At 60.7% G+C, this 20,944-nt stretch carries 17 protein-coding genes; 11 read left to right on the forward strand and 6 right to left on the reverse strand.

Annotated elements, in window-relative coordinates; translation table 11 throughout:
- Window positions 1-52: 52 nt before the first annotated feature.
- Window positions 53-1,252, forward strand: a complete 1,200-nt coding sequence (locus tag KIT79_11425) for an HD domain-containing protein (GenBank protein ID MCW5829911.1) — start codon at window positions 53-55, stop codon at window positions 1,250-1,252.
- A gap of 20 nt (window positions 1,253-1,272) precedes the next feature.
- Complete coding sequence (locus KIT79_11430) at window positions 1,273-3,420, forward strand: serine/threonine protein kinase (GenBank protein ID MCW5829912.1); 2,148 nt, start codon at window positions 1,273-1,275, stop codon at window positions 3,418-3,420.
- Between the two features lie 3 nt (window positions 3,421-3,423).
- Here the strand turns inward: KIT79_11430 and KIT79_11435 are convergent, their stop codons facing one another.
- The gene (locus tag KIT79_11435) at window positions 3,424-4,416 is read right to left on the reverse strand and encodes an NAD-dependent epimerase/dehydratase family protein (protein ID MCW5829913.1); all 993 of its coding nucleotides are present in this window, start codon (window positions 4,414-4,416) and stop codon (window positions 3,424-3,426) included.
- A 176-nt stretch (window positions 4,417-4,592) separates the two neighbouring features.
- On the opposite strand from KIT79_11435, the gene KIT79_11440 reads away from it, so the two are divergent.
- From KIT79_11440 to KIT79_11475, 8 genes are all read left to right on the forward strand, one after another.
- The gene (locus tag KIT79_11440) at window positions 4,593-5,471 is read left to right on the forward strand and encodes an acyltransferase family protein (GenBank protein MCW5829914.1); all 879 of its coding nucleotides are present in this window, start codon (window positions 4,593-4,595) and stop codon (window positions 5,469-5,471) included.
- Between the two features lie 33 nt (window positions 5,472-5,504).
- Window positions 5,505-6,506 (forward strand): NAD-dependent epimerase/dehydratase family protein, encoded by a 1,002-nt coding sequence (locus KIT79_11445; protein ID MCW5829915.1) that lies wholly within the window; start codon window positions 5,505-5,507, stop codon window positions 6,504-6,506.
- Window positions 6,503-7,423, forward strand: a complete 921-nt coding sequence (locus KIT79_11450) for a 4-(cytidine 5'-diphospho)-2-C-methyl-D-erythritol kinase (GenBank protein MCW5829916.1) — start codon at window positions 6,503-6,505, stop codon at window positions 7,421-7,423. Before KIT79_11445 ends, KIT79_11450 begins: the two co-directional genes overlap by 4 nt.
- A 117-nt stretch (window positions 7,424-7,540) precedes the next feature.
- Window positions 7,541-8,860, forward strand: coding sequence for an NAD(P)/FAD-dependent oxidoreductase (locus KIT79_11455; protein MCW5829917.1), 1,320 nt, complete (start codon window positions 7,541-7,543; stop codon window positions 8,858-8,860).
- 34 nt (window positions 8,861-8,894) lie between these two features.
- On the forward strand, window positions 8,895-9,827 hold the full coding sequence (locus tag KIT79_11460) for a sigma-70 family RNA polymerase sigma factor (GenBank protein ID MCW5829918.1): 933 nt from the start codon (window positions 8,895-8,897) through the stop codon (window positions 9,825-9,827).
- Window positions 9,828-9,840: 13 nt separating this feature from the next.
- On the forward strand, window positions 9,841-10,551 hold the full coding sequence (locus tag KIT79_11465) for a dienelactone hydrolase family protein (protein ID MCW5829919.1): 711 nt from the start codon (window positions 9,841-9,843) through the stop codon (window positions 10,549-10,551).
- Window positions 10,552-10,616: 65 nt separating this feature from the next.
- Entirely contained in the window at window positions 10,617-11,498 is an 882-nt protein-coding gene (locus tag KIT79_11470; GenBank protein ID MCW5829920.1) for a universal stress protein, read from the forward strand.
- Between the two features lie 94 nt (window positions 11,499-11,592).
- Window positions 11,593-12,522, forward strand: coding sequence for a succinylglutamate desuccinylase/aspartoacylase family protein (locus tag KIT79_11475; protein ID MCW5829921.1), 930 nt, complete (start codon window positions 11,593-11,595; stop codon window positions 12,520-12,522).
- 19 nt (window positions 12,523-12,541) lie between these two features.
- Here KIT79_11475 and KIT79_11480 read toward each other — a convergent pair whose 3' ends face one another.
- The 5 genes from KIT79_11480 to KIT79_11500 form a co-directional block, all read right to left on the reverse strand.
- The gene (locus KIT79_11480) at window positions 12,542-14,425 is read right to left on the reverse strand and encodes a hypothetical protein (protein MCW5829922.1); all 1,884 of its coding nucleotides are present in this window, start codon (window positions 14,423-14,425) and stop codon (window positions 12,542-12,544) included.
- Between the two features lie 163 nt (window positions 14,426-14,588).
- The gene (locus KIT79_11485) at window positions 14,589-15,263 is read right to left on the reverse strand and encodes an HAD family hydrolase (protein ID MCW5829923.1); all 675 of its coding nucleotides are present in this window, start codon (window positions 15,261-15,263) and stop codon (window positions 14,589-14,591) included.
- Window positions 15,263-16,150, reverse strand: coding sequence for an Hsp33 family molecular chaperone HslO (locus KIT79_11490; GenBank protein MCW5829924.1), 888 nt, complete (start codon window positions 16,148-16,150; stop codon window positions 15,263-15,265). Before KIT79_11490 ends, KIT79_11485 begins: the two co-directional genes overlap by 1 nt.
- Before the next feature lie 136 nt (window positions 16,151-16,286).
- Window positions 16,287-17,294, reverse strand: a complete 1,008-nt coding sequence (moaA, locus tag KIT79_11495) for a GTP 3',8-cyclase MoaA (protein MCW5829925.1) — start codon at window positions 17,292-17,294, stop codon at window positions 16,287-16,289.
- Between the two features lie 66 nt (window positions 17,295-17,360).
- On the reverse strand, window positions 17,361-20,231 hold the full coding sequence (locus KIT79_11500; protein ID MCW5829926.1) for a PBP1A family penicillin-binding protein: 2,871 nt from the start codon (window positions 20,229-20,231) through the stop codon (window positions 17,361-17,363).
- Between the two features lie 88 nt (window positions 20,232-20,319).
- On the opposite strand from KIT79_11500, the gene KIT79_11505 reads away from it, so the two are divergent.
- Complete coding sequence (locus KIT79_11505; GenBank protein MCW5829927.1) at window positions 20,320-20,931, forward strand: CPBP family intramembrane metalloprotease; 612 nt, start codon at window positions 20,320-20,322, stop codon at window positions 20,929-20,931.
- Window positions 20,932-20,944: the final 13 nt, after the last annotated feature.

Here is a 20,944-nt window from a genome sequence, read left to right on the forward strand (position 1 = left end):
GGGGATTGCCAGCACGCCCGATCAGGGGCGCCGGTGCTCCGTCAGGTGCTTTGTGACCGATCGAATCACACGCAAGTTCGTTTCCGACATCCGCGAAGGCGATGCCATATCGGAGATTTACCTGTGCTCGGAACTTTCCACCGGACAGACCAACAAGGGCAAAGGGAGCACCTACCTGCGCGTGAAACTCCAGGACCGGACCGGGACGATTGAATGCCGTGTCTGGGACCGTGCCGACGATCTCGCCAGGCGCTTTCAGGCGGGTGACTATGTGAAAGTCTCGGCACGGGCGAGCGTCTACCAGGGCAATGTCCAGCTCACCATCTCGGATATGGACGCCGTACCGGTCTCCGAGGTTGATCCGGCACTGTTTCTTCCCGCCACCAGATGCGACGTGGACTGGATGTGGGGGCGGCTGCGCGGGATTATCAGCGAGATGCAGGACGCGCATCTCAGGGAACTGGTCAACCGCCTGCTCGACGACGAAGAGTTCGCCCGCCGGTTCCGGCAGGCACCCGCAGCGATGGGGAATCACCACGCCTGGATCGGCGGGCTTCTGGAGCACACACTCTCGCTCATTTACCTCATCAAGCGGATAACTCCGCATTACCCCCAGGCCAGCCAGGATCTCTGCATCGTGGGGGCCGTATTCCATGACATGGGCAAGGTGTGGGAATATTCCTGGGACTCCAAAATCGACATGACCGACGCGGGCCGCCTTGTAGGTCATCTCGCCATGGCGATCGTGAAGATAGAGGAGATCACCAGAGAGATTCCGGGATTTCCCGAACCACTCAAGCTGGAGTGCCAGCATCTGGTCGCTGCCCATCACGGCCAGCTTGAGTTCGGTTCGCCCAAGCTGCCTCAAACACTGGAGGCCATGATCGTCCACATGGTTGATAATCTGGATTCCAAGGTGAACCAGATGACGACAGCTCTCACGGGCAATCCGGAAGTCCACGGACGCTGGACCCAGTACCAAAAGAGTTTCCAGACGCCGCTCTATCGGGGCGGCCGGGCCCGTGAACTCCCCGCCGGCTTCGTACCGCTTCCGGAAGAGCAGGAGGGCCGAGAAGGGCTATCGGGTCAGGTAGCGGTCCCTGCCGCCGGAGATCCACCCACAAGCCGCCCAGTGCCTCTCGCTCCCGCCGGACCCAGGCCAGCCAAGACAAAGAAACCAGACAAGAACGGGGAAGATGCCCAAAGTAAAGGACCGGAACTGCCGGCTGTAAGGGATCTGTTTTCCCGATAATTCCTCACGAACCTGACTTCATGACTGACGAACCGCTCGAACCACTGCCGTCCGAATCGGCAGCCCCGTCATACCGGATACTGAAGAAACTCGCTTCCGGCGGAATGGGAGAGATCTATCTCGCCCGGCTGAAGCGGGAAGGCGGATTCGAGAAGGAACTGGTCATCAAGAAGCTTCTGCCCATCTATGCGCAGAACCAGAGCTTTGTACGGATGTTTCTTAACGAGGCCCGCCTCGCGTCGAAACTGAGCCATTCGAACATCATTCATATCTTCGATCTGGGGAAACTGGACGATTCGTATTTCATCGCGATGGAATATCTCCAGGGCGAGAACCTGAGCGACCTGCTCGATGAGGTCCGTACCCGTGGCGGGTCCATTCCTCCCAGCGCCGTGCTGGAAATACTCTGCCAGCTTCTCCGCGGGCTCGACTATGCGCATCGCAAGACCGACACCAACGGCCAGCCGCTGAAGATCGTGCACCGGGACATCTCACCAAAGAACCTGCTGGTATCGTTTGAAGGCGAACTGAAGATCATTGATTTCGGCCTCGCCAAGGCGTCCCTCTATGACAACAAGACCGATGCCGGAACACTAAAGGGCTCCTATTCTTACATGTCGCCGGAGCAGATATCCGGCAAGGCACTCGATTTCCGGACAGACCTGTTCAGCGCCGCCTGCGTCGGATTTGAACTGTTCACTCTGGAAAAACTGTTCCCGTCCCGGCTGGGCCTGAAGCCCATGTTCGAAAAGATCGCCGCCGGCGACATCAGTTGCACGGTAAACGGCGAAGATTGCTGGCAGCGGATTCCGGAACCTGTACGCGCGCCGCTACGCAAGGCGCTCAGTTTTGACCCGGCTGGACGGTATCCAGCCACTGCAACAATGCTGGAAGTCTTCGAAGATCTGCGCATTTCCAAGGCAGCGGGCGAAGGCCCCCCGCTCAAGGCATGGATGAAGGAATTTTTCCAGGAAAAAATCGCCATCCAGGAACACAACCGGATGGCGGAAAAGACAGCCGTTGCCGCCGGGGAACTTTCCGGCGCGGAAAATCCCATACCTCTTGGCGCCATTGACCGGCTGTACCAACCGATCGTGATGACGCTGCTATTCCTGCTCATCACGGGCGCTGCCTGGGCCGGGAAACAGTTGTACAAGCGGCATCAGGGCCCGCCGCTCGCCATCGCGACCATCATCACCGACCCTCCCGGTGCCCGGATGAGCGTCAGCGGACAGTGGGCCGAGGGCCGCACTCCGCTGGAACTCCACGATCTCCAGCCAGGCCGTGACTACCCGCTCCGGTTCGAGGCATCGAACCACAAGCCGCTTGAAACGGTACTCCAGCTTCAGGGCGGGGGCCGTCAGACAACCAAGTTCACTCTGGAGAGGGAAAAGGGACGGATACTGGCCGCCACGGTTCCTCCGGGGGCGGAAATCTTCCTGAACGGACGGCCGACCGGCCTCACGACCCCATCCGAGTTGACGGATATTGAGCTCTTCACGCCGAACAAGCTGGAACTGAGGCTCGCCGGCTACCGGACCGAAGATGTGGATTTTGAACTGGAAGCCGCACAACTCCGGCGCATAACCGTCGAGATGGTACCTTCGAGCAGCCGGATTACCATCCAGAGCACGCCGATTGGGGCCGATGTACAGGCCGACGATGTTGTCATCGGAAAAACGCCACTCACCTGGAATGATGCAGAGCCGGGACGCCCCTACCGGATTGAAATAGCCAAGGCGGGTTACAAGACGCACGAGCGCCGGGTAACCGCCTCGGCTGATGGCGCGTCGATTGACCTGTCGGTAACGCTGGAACCGATCCGGGGACGAGTCGCCTGGACCGGCGCCAAGCTCCGGGGACTGACGGTCAACGGGAAGCTCGCACCCGCCAACGGAGCTGACCTCACTGAAGGAAGCTACGTTTACCGGGGCAAGTTCCCCGGCGGCCAGGAACTGACGGTCAGGCTTGAGGTCAGCCGTCAGGCGACGGGCGGACTTGCCGGAACGGCCAGCGTGAACGTGGTTCCCTATGCACAGGTGGATATCAATGGCCGGTCGGTCCGGACGACCCCGGTCTCGGACCTGAGACTCGGCAAGGGCACCAACCGTATCAGTATTGCCCCGCCGGGCGGAGCCAAGGCGACGCTGGAAGTAGGCTTGCCCTGAGGGCTACCGCTTTCCGCGTTGCTTCATCTGTTCGTTAAATGCCTTCAGGATTGCGTCCTTGCGTTCGAGTATGATCTCGAAGCACTGGCGTGACGAAAACTTCGGGGTGAAATCCAGTTCACGCCTGGCCTTCTCACCTGACGCGATCCACGGGTAGCGGTAGAAGTCGAGAATGCCCGGCGGCATGGAGAACGGCAGCGCCTTGGTCTTCCAGGTTGCCCAGACCATCGCGTAGGCGATGAAATAGGGCATCTTCACCGCCCGCTTTTTCTGGATACGCGCCAGTTCGTATGAATCGACCGTTCCCTCTCCAACGGCATTGAAGATGCCAGCCGCCTGTTTTTCGACACACAGGTGAATCAGCCGCACCAGGTCGTCCTCATGGACAAACTGGGAGGGGATACTCTTCCCGTCCAGCAACGTCATTACCGGATTGTTGAGAAGCTGTGTGGCGATGTAGTTCGAGACATTCGGCCCGAGCACGATGCAGGGCCGAATGGTGCAAACCTTCACTTCCGGATGATCCTTCTGGAAGGCGCGGAGCATCTCATCCATGAGCCGCTTGTCGTAAGCGTAGTTGAATGCTCGCACGGCGCGGGTCGGGTCTTCTTCCCGCAGGGGTACAGGATTGTCGGCCAGCGCACCGTAGGCAGTAGTGGATGAAGTTGCCAGCAGATGCTTGATGCCGGTTTTCAGAACAATATCGAGCACATTTCGTGTGCCGCCCAGATCGATATCGGTCATTTCCTTTTCGTCATAAAGGGGATCCAGCACAAACGCGAAATGCAGGAGGCTCGCAACGTCCCGGCCCTTGAGCACGTCGCCGATCTTGGGATCCCGGATGTCCAGATTGTGGAATTCGAGCCGGTCGCTCTGTATCCGCGGCGGGCGAACATCGAAACCGATCACCCGGTGGTTGCCGGGCGCATCGAGCAGCAACCTGGTCATCCGTGTGCCGACATATCCTGAACTGCCTGTGATTGCGTAAGTCGCCATCGTTCCATGCTCCCCGTAAAACCGTGTTTCAGGCGTTCCCCTGCCTGCGGGCGGCGACGCTACCGGCAAAATGACACGTGCGTCAAGATTAACCAGCCCTCTTGCCGCCGTTCGGAAAAGGCCTAGACTCCTCAAATCGAGGGGGCCGGCCGCCGTCACCTGCCGGCCGGAAGACCATGAACCCATTTCAGCGAGCAGCGATCGAGCGGCTGGCCCGGCAACTCGTCGGAGATGACCGGGTGGAAAAACTCCGCCAGATGCCATTCAACGACCTGGGTTTCGGCTATGACCAGTTCGGCTTCGAGCGGGAATCGGCCCTTCTCGCCTATCTGATTTCACGGCTTTTCTACCTCCACTATTTCCGGGTGGAGAGCCGGGGCCACGGAAATATCCCTGCCGAAGGCCGCACGATCGTTGCGGCGAACCATTCGGGACTTTTGCCCATCGACGGGGTGATGATCGGCTGCGACCTGATCGAGAAGCTGGACCGCCCCCGCCCCATGCGGGCGATGGTGGACAACTTCGTGCCCAGCCTGCCGTTCATCTGGCAGGGGATGGCACGCGCCGGCCAAGTGGTGGGAAGCCGCCGCAATTTCGAGGAACTCCTGAAATCCGAAGAGCTGGTCACGGTATTCCCGGAAGGAACAAAAGGGATAGGCAAACTCTTTCGTGAACGGTACCGCCTGAAATCCTTCAACGTCGGCTTCGTTGAACTCGCCCTGCAGAACCAGACGCCAATTGTACCGGCCGCCGTCGTTGGCGCCGAGGAGCAGGCGCCAATACTGGGGGCCATCCGTGCGTCATGGGTTCAGCGGCTCGGCATGCCGTTTATTCCGCTTACGCCCACTTTCCCGTTACTGGGGCCCCTCGGGCTCTTGCCGCTGCCGGTGAAATACCATATCCGGTATGGCGAGCGGCTGGAGTTCCATCGTGAATACGGCCCGGATGCCGCCAGCCGGCCGGAAATCGTGAAGCGGCTGGCAGAAGAAGTTCAGCAGGCCGTGCAGGATCTGGTGAACGAAGGGCTCAAGGAACGCAAGGGGATATTCCGCTGATGCATACTCAGTGGATCCTGGAGGGACCGCCACATGGCGACCGCTGAAGAAACCAGTGAACAGGGCAGGAAGCGCCCTGCCTCAGACAGGCGCCGGGTGCTGATTACGGGCGTCACGTCAACAATCGGCCGCCAGCTCGCCGAACGGCTCATGCACGACAAGAAAATCGACACCATCATCGGCGTCTCGCGTGACCCAAGACCCTACTACTTCGACGATTTCAACCCGCAGAAGTTCCACTACAAGCAGGTGAATATCCTGAAGCCCCGTGAGCTCACCAACCTCTTCCTGGATGAAACCTTCAAGGCGGCCAAGATAGATACCGTGGCCCACCTTGCCTTCATGCACCGTCCAGAAGACACCACCCGTGAGGCCCACGAGCTGAACGTCGAGGGGACCAAGAACCTGCTGGACAAGTCGCTGGAAACTCCGTCGATCCGGAAGTTCATCTTCAAGAGTTCAGCCAACGTATACAAGATCCGGCCCTTCAACTCGGTCCGGCTCAAGGAGACCGACGACCTCAACTTTGACCCGGACGTCGATCCGCTTCTCAAGGATCAGGTAGATGCCGACATGCTCTGCCGGACCAAGATGGACAACAAGCGGATGAAAATCGTCATCCTCCGCCCGTCGGCCACCATCGGCCGCAACGTGCATACCTTCATGAATACCTATCTTGAATCGTCGGTCTGCATGCGGGTTACGGGTTTCAATCCGATGATCAACCTGATTCACGTAAAGGATGTCATCCGGGCCATCCAGCTCGCCATCCACAAGAACGTGCAGGGCATTTTCAACATCGCCGGCAAGGAAACGGCGCCGCTATCGGACTTCGCACATCTCGTCGGCGCGATCACGGTACCAATCCCGCAGACGCTGGTTGTGCCGCTCGGCCTGCTGGCCAAGCAACTCGGCCTCTCGAAATTCGATCCAAGGACCAACATTGACCGGATCAAGTATTCCTGCCTGCTGGACACCACCAAGGCGAAGGAAATCCTCGGCTTCGAGCCACAGCACCACATCAAGTTTGCGTGAAAGATCGCCTCGACCCACCAATGCCCGGCGGCTCAACCACCCTGTTCGCCCCCTGCAAGGTCAATTTTTACCTGGAGGTGGCCGGCAAGCGCGCCGAGGACGGCTACCATGAACTGGTGATGGTGATGGTCCCGGTCGAAACCGGCGACGACATCAGTGTTTCCCTTGAAGGTCCACCCGGAGTCCGTATCACCTGCGATCACCCCGATGTCCCCACCGACGAGCGAAATCTCGTCCACAAGGCGGTCCGCGAGTTCGAGAAGGCACGCGGAAATCCCACGGTCACCCTTGGCGTCAGCATCAGCATACGCAAGCGGGCACCTGTCGCCGGCGGCGTCGGCGGCGGCAGCAGCGACGCGGCAAGCGTGCTGGCTGCCATCAATGAACTGGCCGGCCGGCCCTTGCAGGATATCCAGCTTCACGAAGCCGCACTCAGCGTCGGAGCGGATGTTCCTTTTTTTCTGGACCCCGGCCCCGCCCTTGTGGAAGGGATCGGGGACGAACTCACGCCGATCGAGGGGATGCCGGCGATCCCGCTGCTGCTGGTAAATCCGGCAAAACCCCTCGGCACTGCTGATGTCTACCGGTCGCTGGGGCTTCAGCCGGAACCCCGCCCGGCGATCCTCGCCCGCAAGGACCGTAAACGCATTGGCAATATGGTACGCGGCATGTCCACCGATCCGGCGGCCTGGCTCCGCAATGATCTCGAACGGGCAAGCATCCCCCTGCTCCCCGAGATCGGCGAAATAAAAACGGCCCTGACTGCTGCTGGTGCCCGTGCCGCCCTCATGAGCGGCAGCGGACCCACCGTGTTCGGCCTGTTCGATACGGACGCCGCCGTTCGCGCTGCCAGCGGGAAACTCCGCAAGGAGCATCCCGGCTGGCTGCTCTATCCGACCCGGACGCAGCCGAGCTGACCCTTGTTTCCCGGCTCGCCAGAATAAGTCCCGTATTCTGTAACCTTTTGTCCGCCTCACCCGTGTCATGGAGGAGAAGCAGGCGGCTGCATCCCAGCCGCACGGGAGGCAGCACCAGTGAAACCTGAAGAAAATCGGATAGTTGTAATCGGAGCGGGACTTGCCGGACTCGCAGCCGCGGCCACACTTGCCCGGGCCGGGCAGCCCGTGGAGCTTGTTGAGAAAGGCACCCATCCGGGGGGCCGGGCGGCCACCCATGAAAAAGGCGGCTTCTACTTCAATGTGGGTCCGCACGCACTTTATGGAGCGGGAGAAGCTGCGCGGGTCTTGAAGGAACTTGGCGTCAGCTATAAGGGGGCCGCACCCAGCGCAACCGGCCTTACCATCCGGGAAGGGAAAACATGGAAGCTCCCTGCAACTCCATGGTCTTTGCTTACGACCGGCATCATTCCCTTTGCCGAGCGGCTCCGGTTCGGCAATCTGCTCCGTGCCCTTCTCTCCGAAAACCCCGAAAAAGTCGCCGGGGAAACCACAGCCGAATGGGTCAAGAGGCACACGGTGAATCCGGTTACAGCAGAACTGGTACACATGCTGTTCCGGCTCGTGACCTACGCCAATGCACCCGGCCATCTCAGTGCCGGTGCGGCTGTTTCACAATTCCAGCTCGGCGAGAAGGGGAACGTACAGTATCTGGACGGTGGATGGCAGCCCCTTGCCGACAGCCTGAGGGAAACTGTCGAAAAGGCCGGAGGCCGTTTCCGGGTATCGGCTGAAGCAGCCTCCGTCGAACTGGACAACATGGACCGCCGCCGTACCACCGGTGTCCGGCTCCGCGACGACACACTGATTCCGGCCGAGGCGGTTATTCTGGCTGTGCCGCCGTCCGCGGCATCCGCGCTGGTGGATGGAGGCAAACACCCGGAACTTTCACGCTGGGCCAGCAATCTCATTCCCGTGCGGGCAGCCTGTCTTGATCTCGCGCTCCGGAAACTGCCCAATCCCGATATCCGGTTTGCTCTCGGCGTGGACAGGCCCCTCTACTATTCAGTTCACTCCGCCACAGCGAAGCTTGCCCCGGAAGGCATGGCTACTGTCAGCGTCGCCAAATATCTCGACCCGCACGGCGAATCCCGCGCCTCAGAAGACGAAGTGGAACTGTACGGCCTCATGGACCTGATCCAGCCCGGCTGGCGGGAAGAACTGATTCACCGCCAGTTCTTGCCTCGCCCCGTTGTCACTTGGGCCCTTCCTGAGGCGGCAACGGCTGGAATCTCCGGACGCCCGGGACTAGCGGTGCCGGGCGTTCAGGGCCTCTACGTGGTGGGGGACTGGGCCGGGAAAAAGGGCCAGCTGGCCGATGCGGCCCTCGCCAGCGGCCAGCAGGCAGCCCGGGAGCTGATCCAAGCCAGACGCCAAATGGAACAGCAAGCCGCCTGACGGGCCGTTTTGGCGGATATGATAAAGTGCCAATGTGACCACACCGGATGCCGGAACTGGAGCCACCCTTGAGGAGCACCGGAAACTCCTCTGGGGGCTCTCTTACCGGCTCACCGGTTCGGCGGCCGATGCCGACGACATCGTGCAGGAGACTTTTCTAAGGGCGCTCGAAAAACCACCGCACGACACCACCCGGCCGTGGAAACCATGGCTGGTAAAGGTTGCCACCCACATCGGCATTGACCGGCTCCGCCGCCGGAAAGAAGTGCCCTATACCGGCCCCTGGCTCCCCTCGCTCATCGAGACACCGCCCGGCGAACTGGAGCCGGTGGCCGATGGCCCCCTGCCGGAGGACCGGTTCCTCATGTCCGAAAGCATCACCATCGCATTCCTGCTGGCGCTGGAAGTTCTCTCGCCCAAGCAGCGGGCAGTCCTCCTGCTACGTGATGTATTCGACTATTCCGTCGCTGAAACCGCCCTCGCGCTTGAAATCTCCGAAGCCGATGTAAAAACAACCCACCACCGCGCCCGTGCCCTGATGGAGCCCTACTCCCAGAGGCGCGTCGTGCCGGACCGGCAGCTCGCCCAACAGGTCCAGTCGGCGCTGGGCAACTTCATGAGCTGCCTGATGAACCGTGACACGGCGGGGATGGAAAAGCTCCTCGCCGCCGATATCCGGGTGCTGAGCGACGGTGGCGGGGAGTTCAACGCGGCGCGGGTTCCGGTCACGGGCGTGAGCCGCGTGGTGAAGTTTTACCTGAACCTGATGAAAACCTACACCGGCCAGATGGGGGTGTCGCTGAAATGGCTGAACGGGCTACCAGCTGTCATAACCAACTTCAGCAATGGCCGGCCGGGTGACCCGCCCCGGTCAGTCCTCCAGTGCGACATGGACGCCAACGGGCGAATCCGGGAGATCCATGCCATCCTTGCCAGCCGGAAACTGGCAGCCCTCGGTCTCCCGTGATATGCCTTCCCGCATGAAGGCCGCCGTCAAAGCCGAAGACCACCGGATCGCCGTGTACGGGCGGTTTATCGACGCCACGCTGTTCAGGCCGGATATCGCCAGCGGCAAGCACCCGGTTCCCGGTATCCTGTTACTGCATGAGGCGTTCGGCGTCACCAGCCAGATAAAGGAAGATGCAAAGGAACTGGCGGGCCTCGGTTATGGCGTTCTCGTGCCGGACCTGTATTCCGAAACGGGAGCCGCCCGCTACTGCATCCGCCAGTTCATCACCGAGGCCGGCATGAAGAATCGCTCTGGCAACCCCGCGCTCCAGGAGCTGTTTCATGTGCTGGACTACCTGGAAACGCTCCCCTGCATTGACCGGGAGCGGATCGGTGCCGTGGGCATGTGCCTCACCGGCGGTTTCATCCTGCATCTGGCCCGCCGTCCGGAACTGAAGGCCCCGGTAATCTTTCACCACAGCCTCGGGCTCGCGGGAGCCGGCGTCAGCCCAAGGGCCGCCGCCCAGGTCCAGCACACGATCCAGGGCCACTATGTCACAAACGACCTGTTCTGCCCCAAGGCCCGGCAAGAGGCATTGCGCGACCTCCTTGGCGACAAGCTCGACTATCACCTCTACCCCGGCGCGAAGCACGGCCTCCGCAGTGTGGACCGCAATACCCGCGCCGGACAGGAAGCCTGGGAAAAGACCAAGGCATTTTTCGCCGAACATCTGGCCGGGTAGACTGCCGTCCAAGCTCCTGACCTTCATCATTCCCGGCGGAGCGCCGCCATGAAAGGCTTCCTGTCATGAAACGAGTGCTGATCCCCTACGACTTCTCCCATTTCTCGCGCCGGGCGCTCTCGCTTGCCATGCAGGGGTATCCTTTCGGCGGCGACGCCGAGGTGGAAATGCTCCACGTGATCGACGAAGCCCTGTACGAAAATGTGCTTTCGCGCTCGCATGTGCCGACTGAAGCCGCCATTCACAGCTATCTCCAGGCGGATATCGACCGGGTCCGGGCGGACATGTTCGACCCCGATTCGTGCAAGATCCATCCGATCATCAAGGTACTCCGCGGCAGACCGGCCGATCTGATTCTGGAAGCATCGACTACATTCAGTGCCGCCGCCGTCATGATCGGCGGCCAGGGGCACGGCGGGATCAAGGAGGCGTTTATCGGCCGCACAGCGCAACGTGTCGCCCGCGAAAGCACCTGCCACGTCTATGTCGTCAAGACCACGGGCACGGGCAGACCGCCCCGCCGGGTGCTCTGCGCGGTTGACCGAAGCCCGCCGTCGCGAAAAGCGCTTGAGGAAGCCCACCGGCTGGCGGTACTGAACGGCGCCAAGCTCTCCATCATCAGCGCGATCGAGAACCCCTATCTGCCATACATCCAGAAGCTCGCCATGGAGATTCACGATGACGAGGCGGTAAAAGAGCTGGTCCAGGCCGAACGCGAGCGGCTCCTCAAGTTCGAAATCGAGGTGCTCGGCGCGAACAAGGCCGACACCCACCATGCCGTGTTCGGGCCGGTGATCGAAACCCTGAACAGCCACGCCGAAATCCTGCACGCAGGGACCATCATCATGGGGCCACGGGGGCTGGGCCCCGTAGGGCGCGCATTCCTGGGGTCAGTGACCGAGCAGATGCTGCTGCGGTCCCGCGTGGACGTGCTGGTCGTGAAGTAGGCTGTCCAGTAACCGGACAACTTGTAACATTTTCGCCTGTTTTTGCTTTTCTGTTGCAACCCCGTCACTCCGCCGTCATTAATGGGTAACGGCGATGGGAAACGTCATACCCCGGCATTTTGGGCCCTACCGCGAAGGTGGCGCGCTGGAAGAAGCCTGGCGGGCGCTCGCCTGCCGTGTTGGCGCAACCGAATCAGTCGCGGGCCATTCCGTCGAGGGACGGCCCCTCTGGCGGTTTGATCTCGGCACGGATGACCAGCCCTCAGTCCTCCTCACGGCCCTTATCCACGGCAACGAACTGATCGGCTCGGAAGCCCTCTTTCACCTGGTGGAAACACTGGCGCTTCCGGATAGTGCCCGGCCCGTCTTGGATCAGGTCCGGCTTGTCATCCTGCCGGTGATGAACCCCGACGCACTGGCCGCCAATACCGGGAAGCTGATGGCCGGCGAGCGTGCCTGGCAGCGGTGGAACCGCCGCGGTGTGGACCTGAATCGTAATTTTCCGGTAATCGGGCAGTGCCACCTCCTGCATCCCTTTTCTGGGTCGGCTGTTCGCTGGTCGCCATATTACGCAGGCCCTCATCCGGGGTCAGAGCCGGAAACGCATACCCTGGTGAAGGTAGCAAAGGAGGTCCACCCGGCCCTTTCTCTTGGCTTTCACAGTTTCGGCAATATGCTGCTTTATCCGTGGGGCCATACGCGGCGGCCCAGCCCCCGGCGCGGGTACTACCGCCGTATCACACAGTCATTCGTGGAGAGTGTCCGTCACACACCCTACAAGATTCTCCAGGCCAGCCATCTGTATCCCGTAACGGGCGATCTCGACGACTGGCTGGAAGCACGGTTTGGGACAACCGCCTTCACTGTCGAGGTGAGCCAGCTCGACTGCCGGCTCCTCGATCCCCGGCGCCTGCTCAATCCCTTCTCCTGGATGAATCCGGTCAACCTGCGCGGAACCGTACGGAACCTCACCCCCGGCCTCATTGCCCTCATGGATGGCTGGGTCCGTACGGCAGACGTCTGACCGCATGGCCGGTTCCTTTTTATCGAAGAATCGTGATCAGCCCGGAACCTGAATGAATGAGCTGGATGATGTCGATTGCATTGGGCGGATCATTGTCGAGCGCATGCTGCACGGCGGCCCGATAGAGCAGGATGGACGGCAAGACCACAAAGCCCCTCGCCTTGGCCAGATCAGCCAGGCCGGTGTCGATCGGCGACCGTTCCAGTGCGCTCTTGTCCCGTTCCTGATTGACGACGATGACTCCCTTGGTCTGCACATCGGCGTCAGCCAGGGCATGCAACAGCAGCCGACCGGCGTCTGACTTGACGGTACCGGTCTTGGTGACGGCCAGAACCAGAAACTTTCCAATACCGGCATCAGCAAGAATGAGCCCCTGTCCGGTAATCTCGGTCGAACTGCTCAGGATGGTGGTAAAGAAGTTCCGGACAGCCCGGTGAAAACTCTCGGGAGAACCCGCCACAAGCGGTGTCCATGAGTCGGCCTTGGAGCGCCGGCCCTGAAGAGTGGAGTATTCCTCCTCCAGTCTGGAGATTTCGTCACGGATACCGGCTTGCCGTTCCAGTATCTCCCCTAGCCCAGGCAACGTCCCGTGAAGCGCGTCCAGCCAAGGGGGATGTCCGCCCTCGTCAGATGCGGCTTCCATCAACGGCTCCGGATCCGCATCGGCGGGCGGCTGCGAAACCGGTTTCGGTGTGTCCCGTGATGCAAAGACCGTGGCATCGGCAGCCGGGTCCGGAACGACCGCTGTATCCGCTTCAATACCGGAACTGTCGGCATCAGGAGCGGCACCGTCCAATACGTCACTGCCAAATGGATCGCTCTCGGACAGGTTGAAGGTCTTGTCGAACTCGCCAGACTCATCGAGACCGTCCAGCGGCGAGGCTGGTGCGGGGGGACCGGGTGTTTTTTCCGCCTGCGAAGCGGTAGCAGGCGGCATGGCAGCAGCCGGGCTCTCGGCAGCAAGGCGCCGGGCGAACGGATCATCATCCGGGATATTACCTGGCCTGTCGCCGTCTGCCTCTTCGCTTGCCAGCGCAGATGCCGCGTCGAGCACCGGATCTTCCGGAGATACGTCGAACTCGGCCGATGGAGAGCCCAGAGACGGTCCAGCTTCAGCAGTTCCCAGATCCATCACGTCGAGATCACCGGCATCTGCACCATCGGCCACAGCTTCTGTGGCTGTTTCTCCGGACGGTGCTTCCACATTTCCGGTTTCCAGCGCGCCCAGATCCAGCGCATCACTGGCATCAGCCACTGTTTCGGTTTCCAGTTCTGTGCCGGAAGGCGGTTCGGCCGCACCTGCAGAAGTAATACCGGCAGATGGATGTGCGAGAGCCCAGTCCACGACCGCAACCAGAAGGTTCTTTTTGTCTTCCGACTGGGGAAGCAGAGTGACGAAGCCGTTTCCAACCGGGCAGTGAATCCCTACCGGTGTCTGGTCCTCGGACACAAGGAATGGCGTACAGCCATCAAGCGTCTTTGCATCAAATGCACAGGTAGAAAAAAGGGTTGTCAGCACGGGGTCAGCTAAAACTGGCCCACCGCCATCAGAACCGGCAACAACCTTCGTCACCAGGTCGTCCTGGACGCCGAGCCGCTCCCCAAGAGCCGGAATCCACTGATAGACATTCTTGTTGCCACCTGACGTACGGATACTGGGCCGCGTAGTCAGACAAACGAGTCCAGCGCCCTTGCGGACAGCCGCGTCGATATCATTCCGCAGGTCGATCAGTGTCTTGTAGGAATCCTCCCGGAGGAGATTCATGTCGCAGAGAAAAAGACCGCCGTCAGCGAATTCGCGGAGCAGGGAGTCCTTGTCAGCCGCAGCAAGGCTGCACCGGACCAGATCAACACCCGGCCGGTCAATCGCCAGATCCGTCTGAAGCAGCACTATTCGGGTCACAGCGCGGAAATTCCCTTACCCACAATCCCCGGTACTTTTAACGTGTTACCAACCCATGTTAGACCGCCAGGCACGGGAGAGGTCAAGTAAAAACAGATAGTTATGTTGCAATTGGAACCTGCCGCGAATGCTGGCGGTACCGAAGTGAAACAGAAACGTGCCGTTACAGCCCGAAATGGTCAATCAGATCGGCAACCGAATCTACGATGGCATCAGGCCCCACGCGTTCGAGTTCGTGAGCTGGAGAGCCTCCACTCCGCACGGCAACGGCCCAGCCGCATCCGGCCGTACGGGCACTGGTGATATCGACCGAGAGATCCCCCACCATTGCCATCCGGTTCGGACCGACCGCGAATGATTCTGCTGCGTGCAGGATCATCGAAGATTTGCACCAGGATCCGCCCACCTGCCGGAAATTGAAACTCCCCTGCGAGAGCACCAGGTCGAAGTGGCCCCGGATACCGAGGCGGTCCAGTTCTTCCGCCACATGATCACTCGGAGCTGAGCGGTTGGTGATGATCGCCGTGCGGATTCCGGCTGCACGTATCCTGTCCAGTGCGTCGAAAACACCAGGATACGGCTCGCCGAGGGTTTCACCGGGGTCGAAGCAGAACCGGTCCAGGAACGTCCGCCAGAACGGCTCGATCCGTTCCGGGCGAACATCACTGGAAAGTCCGCCTGAACGGTAACGGACATGAAAATCGGCTACTTCCATCGGTGAAAGACCTTCGATGGCACGGGCGGCGTTGAGCGCCCGGCGAAACCGGCTCTCGACGTTGAGGATCGTTCCGTCGAGATCGAAGTTGATGACATCAGGCATCGGTGATTCGGGTGGCATCAGTCCGGACGGCCCCCTTCCGCCCCGCCGCCGATAATCAGCGCCATCTCGTCCGGCGGGAAGGCATATTCGGCATTGCACCAGTGACAGGTTGCTACTGCCGAACCATCCGGCTCGGTGAGGCCCGAGATGTCCGCAGGACTCATCTGCCGGAAAATGTTGAGCACGCGCTCCCGGGAGCAGTTGCAGCGGTAATGTACCGCCTGGTTGCCCAGCAGGTGCGGACCAAATGGTCCCAGCACCGACTCGATGAACTCCTCCGGCCGGTCCATGCAGGCCCTGCCTTCCCGTTCGGCGGCATCGAGAGCGGCGCGAATGGGCACAAAGAGATCGAGGTCGGTCCCCGGCAGCGCCTGGATGGAAAGTCCGGCCGCCGCATACCGGCCCGGCGCTCCGGTAACGGCAGTGCGGATTTCGGTTTCCACCTGATCGGAAGTCGAAAGATGCAGCGCGACGTCAGCCCCGATGGCCCCGAGCCGAAACTCTGTTATTCCCTGATAAACCACACGGTCCGGCAGCGATCGGGTCACCTGAATGATTCCCGGCGGAGCCATCAGGTTCGCCGCCGTGACGGCAGTGGGCCATTCGTTTTCGGGTGCCGTCCGGAGATAGCCGCGCAGGTGGCCGCGGTGGTCGCAGTCGGCATTGAGCGAACGGATGAGGCCACGGCCATAGATGGAAAGCGTGTACTTTTCTTCCGCTTTTGAAGGAGTGGCGAGCAGTGCCGTGCTCACGAGTGCCTCGCCCAAGACTTCGGCCCGTACGCCATCCAGCTGATGCAGGAGGCAGGCACGGGTAACCGAATCGTTCAGACGGGCCACGGCAAAACGGAACGCCCCGTCCTGAAGCACCCCGGACCGGATCCGGTCGGGTCCAGGCCGAGCCATACCCTCATTTTCTCTAGTTATTTCAGCGTGTTGGGTCATTCAGGCGATGCCGTCAGCTCTAGTATAACCACTCCCACAGAAAAGTTGAGGAGGCGTGGTGAGCCGTGGCGAAGCGTGGCGGGCCGCGAGAATCCTTTTACCCCCCAATCGCCGACATGAAACGGCTGGAGGGGGCTGTGGCGTACTGGCCAATGAGGTGTGCTTCCGGCTTTTCACGGATAATGCGGCGGAAAACGTTGACTATATCTTCATCCGCTTTTCCCGGATCCCGGACAATGGCCCGGAGGTCGCACTCGGCGTTGTCAAAAAGGCACCAGCGGAGCTGTCCCTCGGCGGTCAGGCGCAAGCGGTCGCAATGTTCGCAGAAACTGTGGCTCACCGCGGAGATGAACTCCACCCGACCCGGCGCACCCTTCACAGCATAAAGCCCGTTGTTTCCCTTGGAACCCGCCTCGTCAGTAACGAGATCGAACGGATACTCAAGACGGATCCGGCGGACGAGTTCGGATGACGGGATCGTATCTCCAAGGGTTTCCACGCCGTCATACTGTCCTGAGAGAGGCATGTTCTCGATAAAACGCACGATCACGGGTTCGCGGGTCGTCCACTCCACGAAGTCCAGCACCTCGTCATCATTCACGCCGGGCAGCACGACACAGTTTATTTTGAGCGGATTGAATCCTGCCTCCCGGGCAGCACGAATGCCTTCCATTACGCGGTGGTGGTCGTCCCGCTTGCTGATCCTGATGAAAGTTTCCGGGCGGAAGGTATCCAGGCTCACGTTGATGCGCCGGACACCGGCCTCGCGGATTCCATCGGCAAGGCCGGCCAGCAGGATGCCATTGGTAGTGAGCGTCACATCCTTCAGGCCATCAATGGCCGTAAGCATCCCCAGAAACCCAACAATACCGCTACGAACCAGCGGCTCACCGCCTGTCACCCGTATTTTTTCGATACCAAGCGGCACCATGGCACGGACAATCCGTATCCATTCCTCATAGGAAAGCAGTTCATGCCGCGGTTTCCAGTCGAGGCCTTCCTCCGGCATGCAGTAGGTGCAGCGCAAGTTACAGCGGTCCGTTACCGATATCCTCAGATACCGGATCCGGCGCTGGAACGAATCGGTAAGCGCTAGGGCCGCCACGCCTGCTGTTATACCCCGGTCCCGGGATACGGGAAAGCGCCAACAAGGGATGTCCCCCGGTCTTCTTCAGTCCCTGGGCAAATCAGGGTCTCCGGTAACATGGGTCGGGGGTGCCTCCGGCATGTGCGGCGACTGACCGTCATCTTCGGGCTCCAGGTCGCCATAAAGCGAGGGGCCCACACCTCCCTGGAACCGGTCTCCACTTTCGGCCGGGGGTGACGGCTCTGTGCCCCGGACAAACGGCATCACCACGCCCGGAAGAACCGGGAGAGGCGGAGCGCCTCTGGGAGGTTTCGGAACCGGTGGAGGCAATCCAGTGCCGCCAGAAGTGTAATACTCATCGAGATAGGGATCCGCGATCCGGTCTCCCGTGGAGGGGTCAATACGAACGAGCACGATATCGGACGGAATGGGAAACTGCTCGTCAGCCGGATCCTCTGGAGCGAGCGGAAGCATAAACTCCAGCCAGGTTGGAGCAGACAGCAGGCCGCCCGATGCATAGCGTCCCAGCGAACGGTTGTCGTCGTAACCCATCCAGACACCGGCCACGAGTTTCGAGTCAAACCCGACAAACCAGGCGTCACGGTTGTCACTGGAAGTACCCGTCTTGCCTCCGGCCGGGCGGCCAATACGGGCAGCCCGGCCACCCGTGCCCTCGGTAATGACCGCCGAAAGCATGGAAGTCATGATGTAGGCCGTCGTGGGGCTGATAATCCGGTTGGGAGCGGTTTCACCGGCCTTTTCGTTCACTGCCTTTTCCACTTCCACCCGGAACAGGGGCAAGCCATCGGGGCCGTTGGCACCCGTCAGGAGACGGCTACCGATACGCTGCCCGCCATTCGGGAAAATGGCCAGTCCACGCACCATCTCCAGCAGTGTCACTGGTGCTGATCCCAGCGCCAGTGTGTAGTCAGCCGGCATTTCCGACTGCATGCCGGCACGTTTCACGAACTCGGCCGACCGGGCGACACTCACTCGCTCGTCCAGCACCAGTTTCACGGCAATCGTATTAACCGACAGGGCAAGTGCCTTGCGAAGCGTGATCTCACCCATGAAAGCGTCGTCGTGGTTCTTGGGCATCCACAACTCGTCGTGCCGTGCGCCGGGAAGCACCACGGCCGTATCAAACATCTTCGTGACCTGGGTATATCCGCTCTCGATTGCCTGCGCGTATATGAATGGCTTGAAGGCGCTGCCCGGCTGACGGAGCGCCTGTGTGGTGCGGTTGAACGGGCTTTTTTCGAAGCTGTAGCCTCCCACCATCGCCAGGATGTCCCCATTGAAAGGGTCAAGCGCGATCAGCGCACCCTGAATTTCCGGCTCCTGTTCAAGCGAAAGCGGAAATACCGGCTCCGGCATCTCCTCCGGTCTGCCCGGCATCACGAACTCCGCCGCTTCGGCATCGATGATTTTTACGTTAATGACGTCCCCGGCCGAGACCGCTTGCGCCGGATCCTTGATCGTGGACTTGGCGGGCGAGACGTTAGGATTGGGCTGACGTGCCCATTCCATATCAGCGAGCGCGATTATGCCTGCATGGTGTGGCGACAGTGCCACGAGAGCACCCTTGCCGGCATCCGTGGAGGTGCGGCCGGTTTTACGCCTGAAATCTCCGGTCTTCAGCACGAGCCCCTGATAACGTTCCCCGATGCGCGGACGCGTTTCGGCAGCATCGAGACGGTTTTGCCTTGCCAGTTCCGCGACTGCAGGCATGAACTCCTCTTTCGGCGCCTTGCGTAGCGGCCCGCGCCAGCCAGAAAGCTTGTCGGCGTTCTCGATGCCCCGCCGGAGCACTTCCCACGCGTGCTTCTGCATCTGTCCGTCAATCGTCGACCGGACCTTGATACCCGACTGGAACAGTTCCTCCTCGCCCATCCGGCGTATCAGTTCGAGGCGAAGTTCTTCCATTGGATAGGAAAGATGCGGCGATTCGGAATGGAATTTCGGCTGCGGATAGACAACCACCTGTTCATCCAGTGCCTGCTGGTACTCGTCCTGTGTGATCATACGGTTAACGAGCATCTGCTGGAGTACATACCGCTGCCGTTCGGTGGCTCCCGCGAAGTTTATCACCGGATTGAGCGTCGAAGGCGCCTTGGGAAGTCCCGCCAGCATTGCTGCCTCGGCTACCGTTACTTCCGGCAGGGTTTTCCGGAAGTAGGTTTCAGCCGCCACCTTCACGCCATAGGAACCATTCCCGAGAAATATCTGGTTCAGATAAAGGTAGAGGATTTCCTCCTTGGTGAAATTCTTCTCGATCCGGTAGGCGAGGATCGCCTCCTTGATCTTGCGTTCATACCGGCGCTCGCTCGTGAGGAGGAATGTCTTGGCCACCTGCTGTGTGATGGTGGATGCACCTTGCTTCACTTCGCCAGCCATGAAGTTCTTGATGGCGGCACGGGCGATGGCCACCATGTCGATACCGCCATGTTCGAAAAACGACGAATCCTCGGCCGCACGGAACGCATCCACCACAACGCGGGGAATCTCCTCGTAGGGGACGAGCTTGCGCCGCTCCTTCCAGAACTCCCAGACCACCTGCCCGTTCCGGTCCTCGACTTCGACCGACAGGTCAGGCCGGTAAGATGACAGCTTGTCCAGTTTCGGCAGATCGCGGGCCATCTCGGCATAGACAAACCCCGCAATCCCGCCCCCCGTGAGCACAAGCAGGATCAGCGCAGCCAGCAGGTAATAAAGGAGTTCCCGGCGCCGGAGTTTATTCGGGTCAGGTAGATCCCCGACCAGGTCCGGCTCCTGGGCAGGGGGGAGGTCTTCGTCCTCCGGCGGATGCTCCTCTTCCGGACGGTCGGACGTAGGCGCCGGGTCAGCCAGCCAGCCGGAACTGTCGTCGGAAAGAGTCAGGTCAAGACGCTTTTGAGGTGCCTCGTCCGGCAACTCACTATCTGGGGGCTTGTTGTTCTCGTCAACGTCAGACATCGGCCGTCCTGTTACCCCCAAAGCCCCCAAAACGTCCAGTCTACACCTTTGCTGCCCGGCGGGTTAAATACCGGGCGGATCCATCCGAATGAACCGCTTTCCCCGCGATGCCGCCCTGACCGTCCTTCTTCTCTGCGGGACGTACGCAATGGGAAATGTCCTGCCGCTTGGTCCTGTCGCCTCGATAGCGGGCTATGCACTGCTGCTCTATGCGCCCCTCTGGCATGAGCGGCAGGGCAGGATCACTTTTGCAAGAATGGCCGGAGACAGGGCCCTCGCCTGGAAAGGCGCCGGCACGGGGCTCATCGCCGCGATGCTGATCTGCACTGGCTTTTACCTCTTGTGGAGCGTGGTCCCAGGTGGAATTCCCTGGGTTGGCCAGCCCGGAACGCCGGACTTTACGCGGATCGTCACCACCCATGCTCTCGCCCTAATCGTTCTTTACCCGCTCGCCGAAGAGCTGTTTTTCAGGGGCTACCTTCAGGCCCGTCTCGAAGACAGTTCCTGGAGCCCGTGGGGTGCCATTACCGTCCAGGCAGCCCTGTTCGGCCTCGTGCATGCCCTGTCCTTCGCCAATCCCGCCGGTCTAATGACCTTTTTCCCTGCTCTTGTGATGGGAGTTCTGCGTCGAAGGACCGGAACTCTGGCCGCTCCACTGGTCTTCCATATGGTAGCAAATGGGCTGATCGTAATAGTGTGAAAGGGGGTCTTTC

Source organism: Deltaproteobacteria bacterium, from assembly GCA_026129095.1.
Lineage (GTDB): Bacteria > JAGRBM01 > JAGRBM01 > JAGRBM01 > JAHCIT01 > JAHCIT01.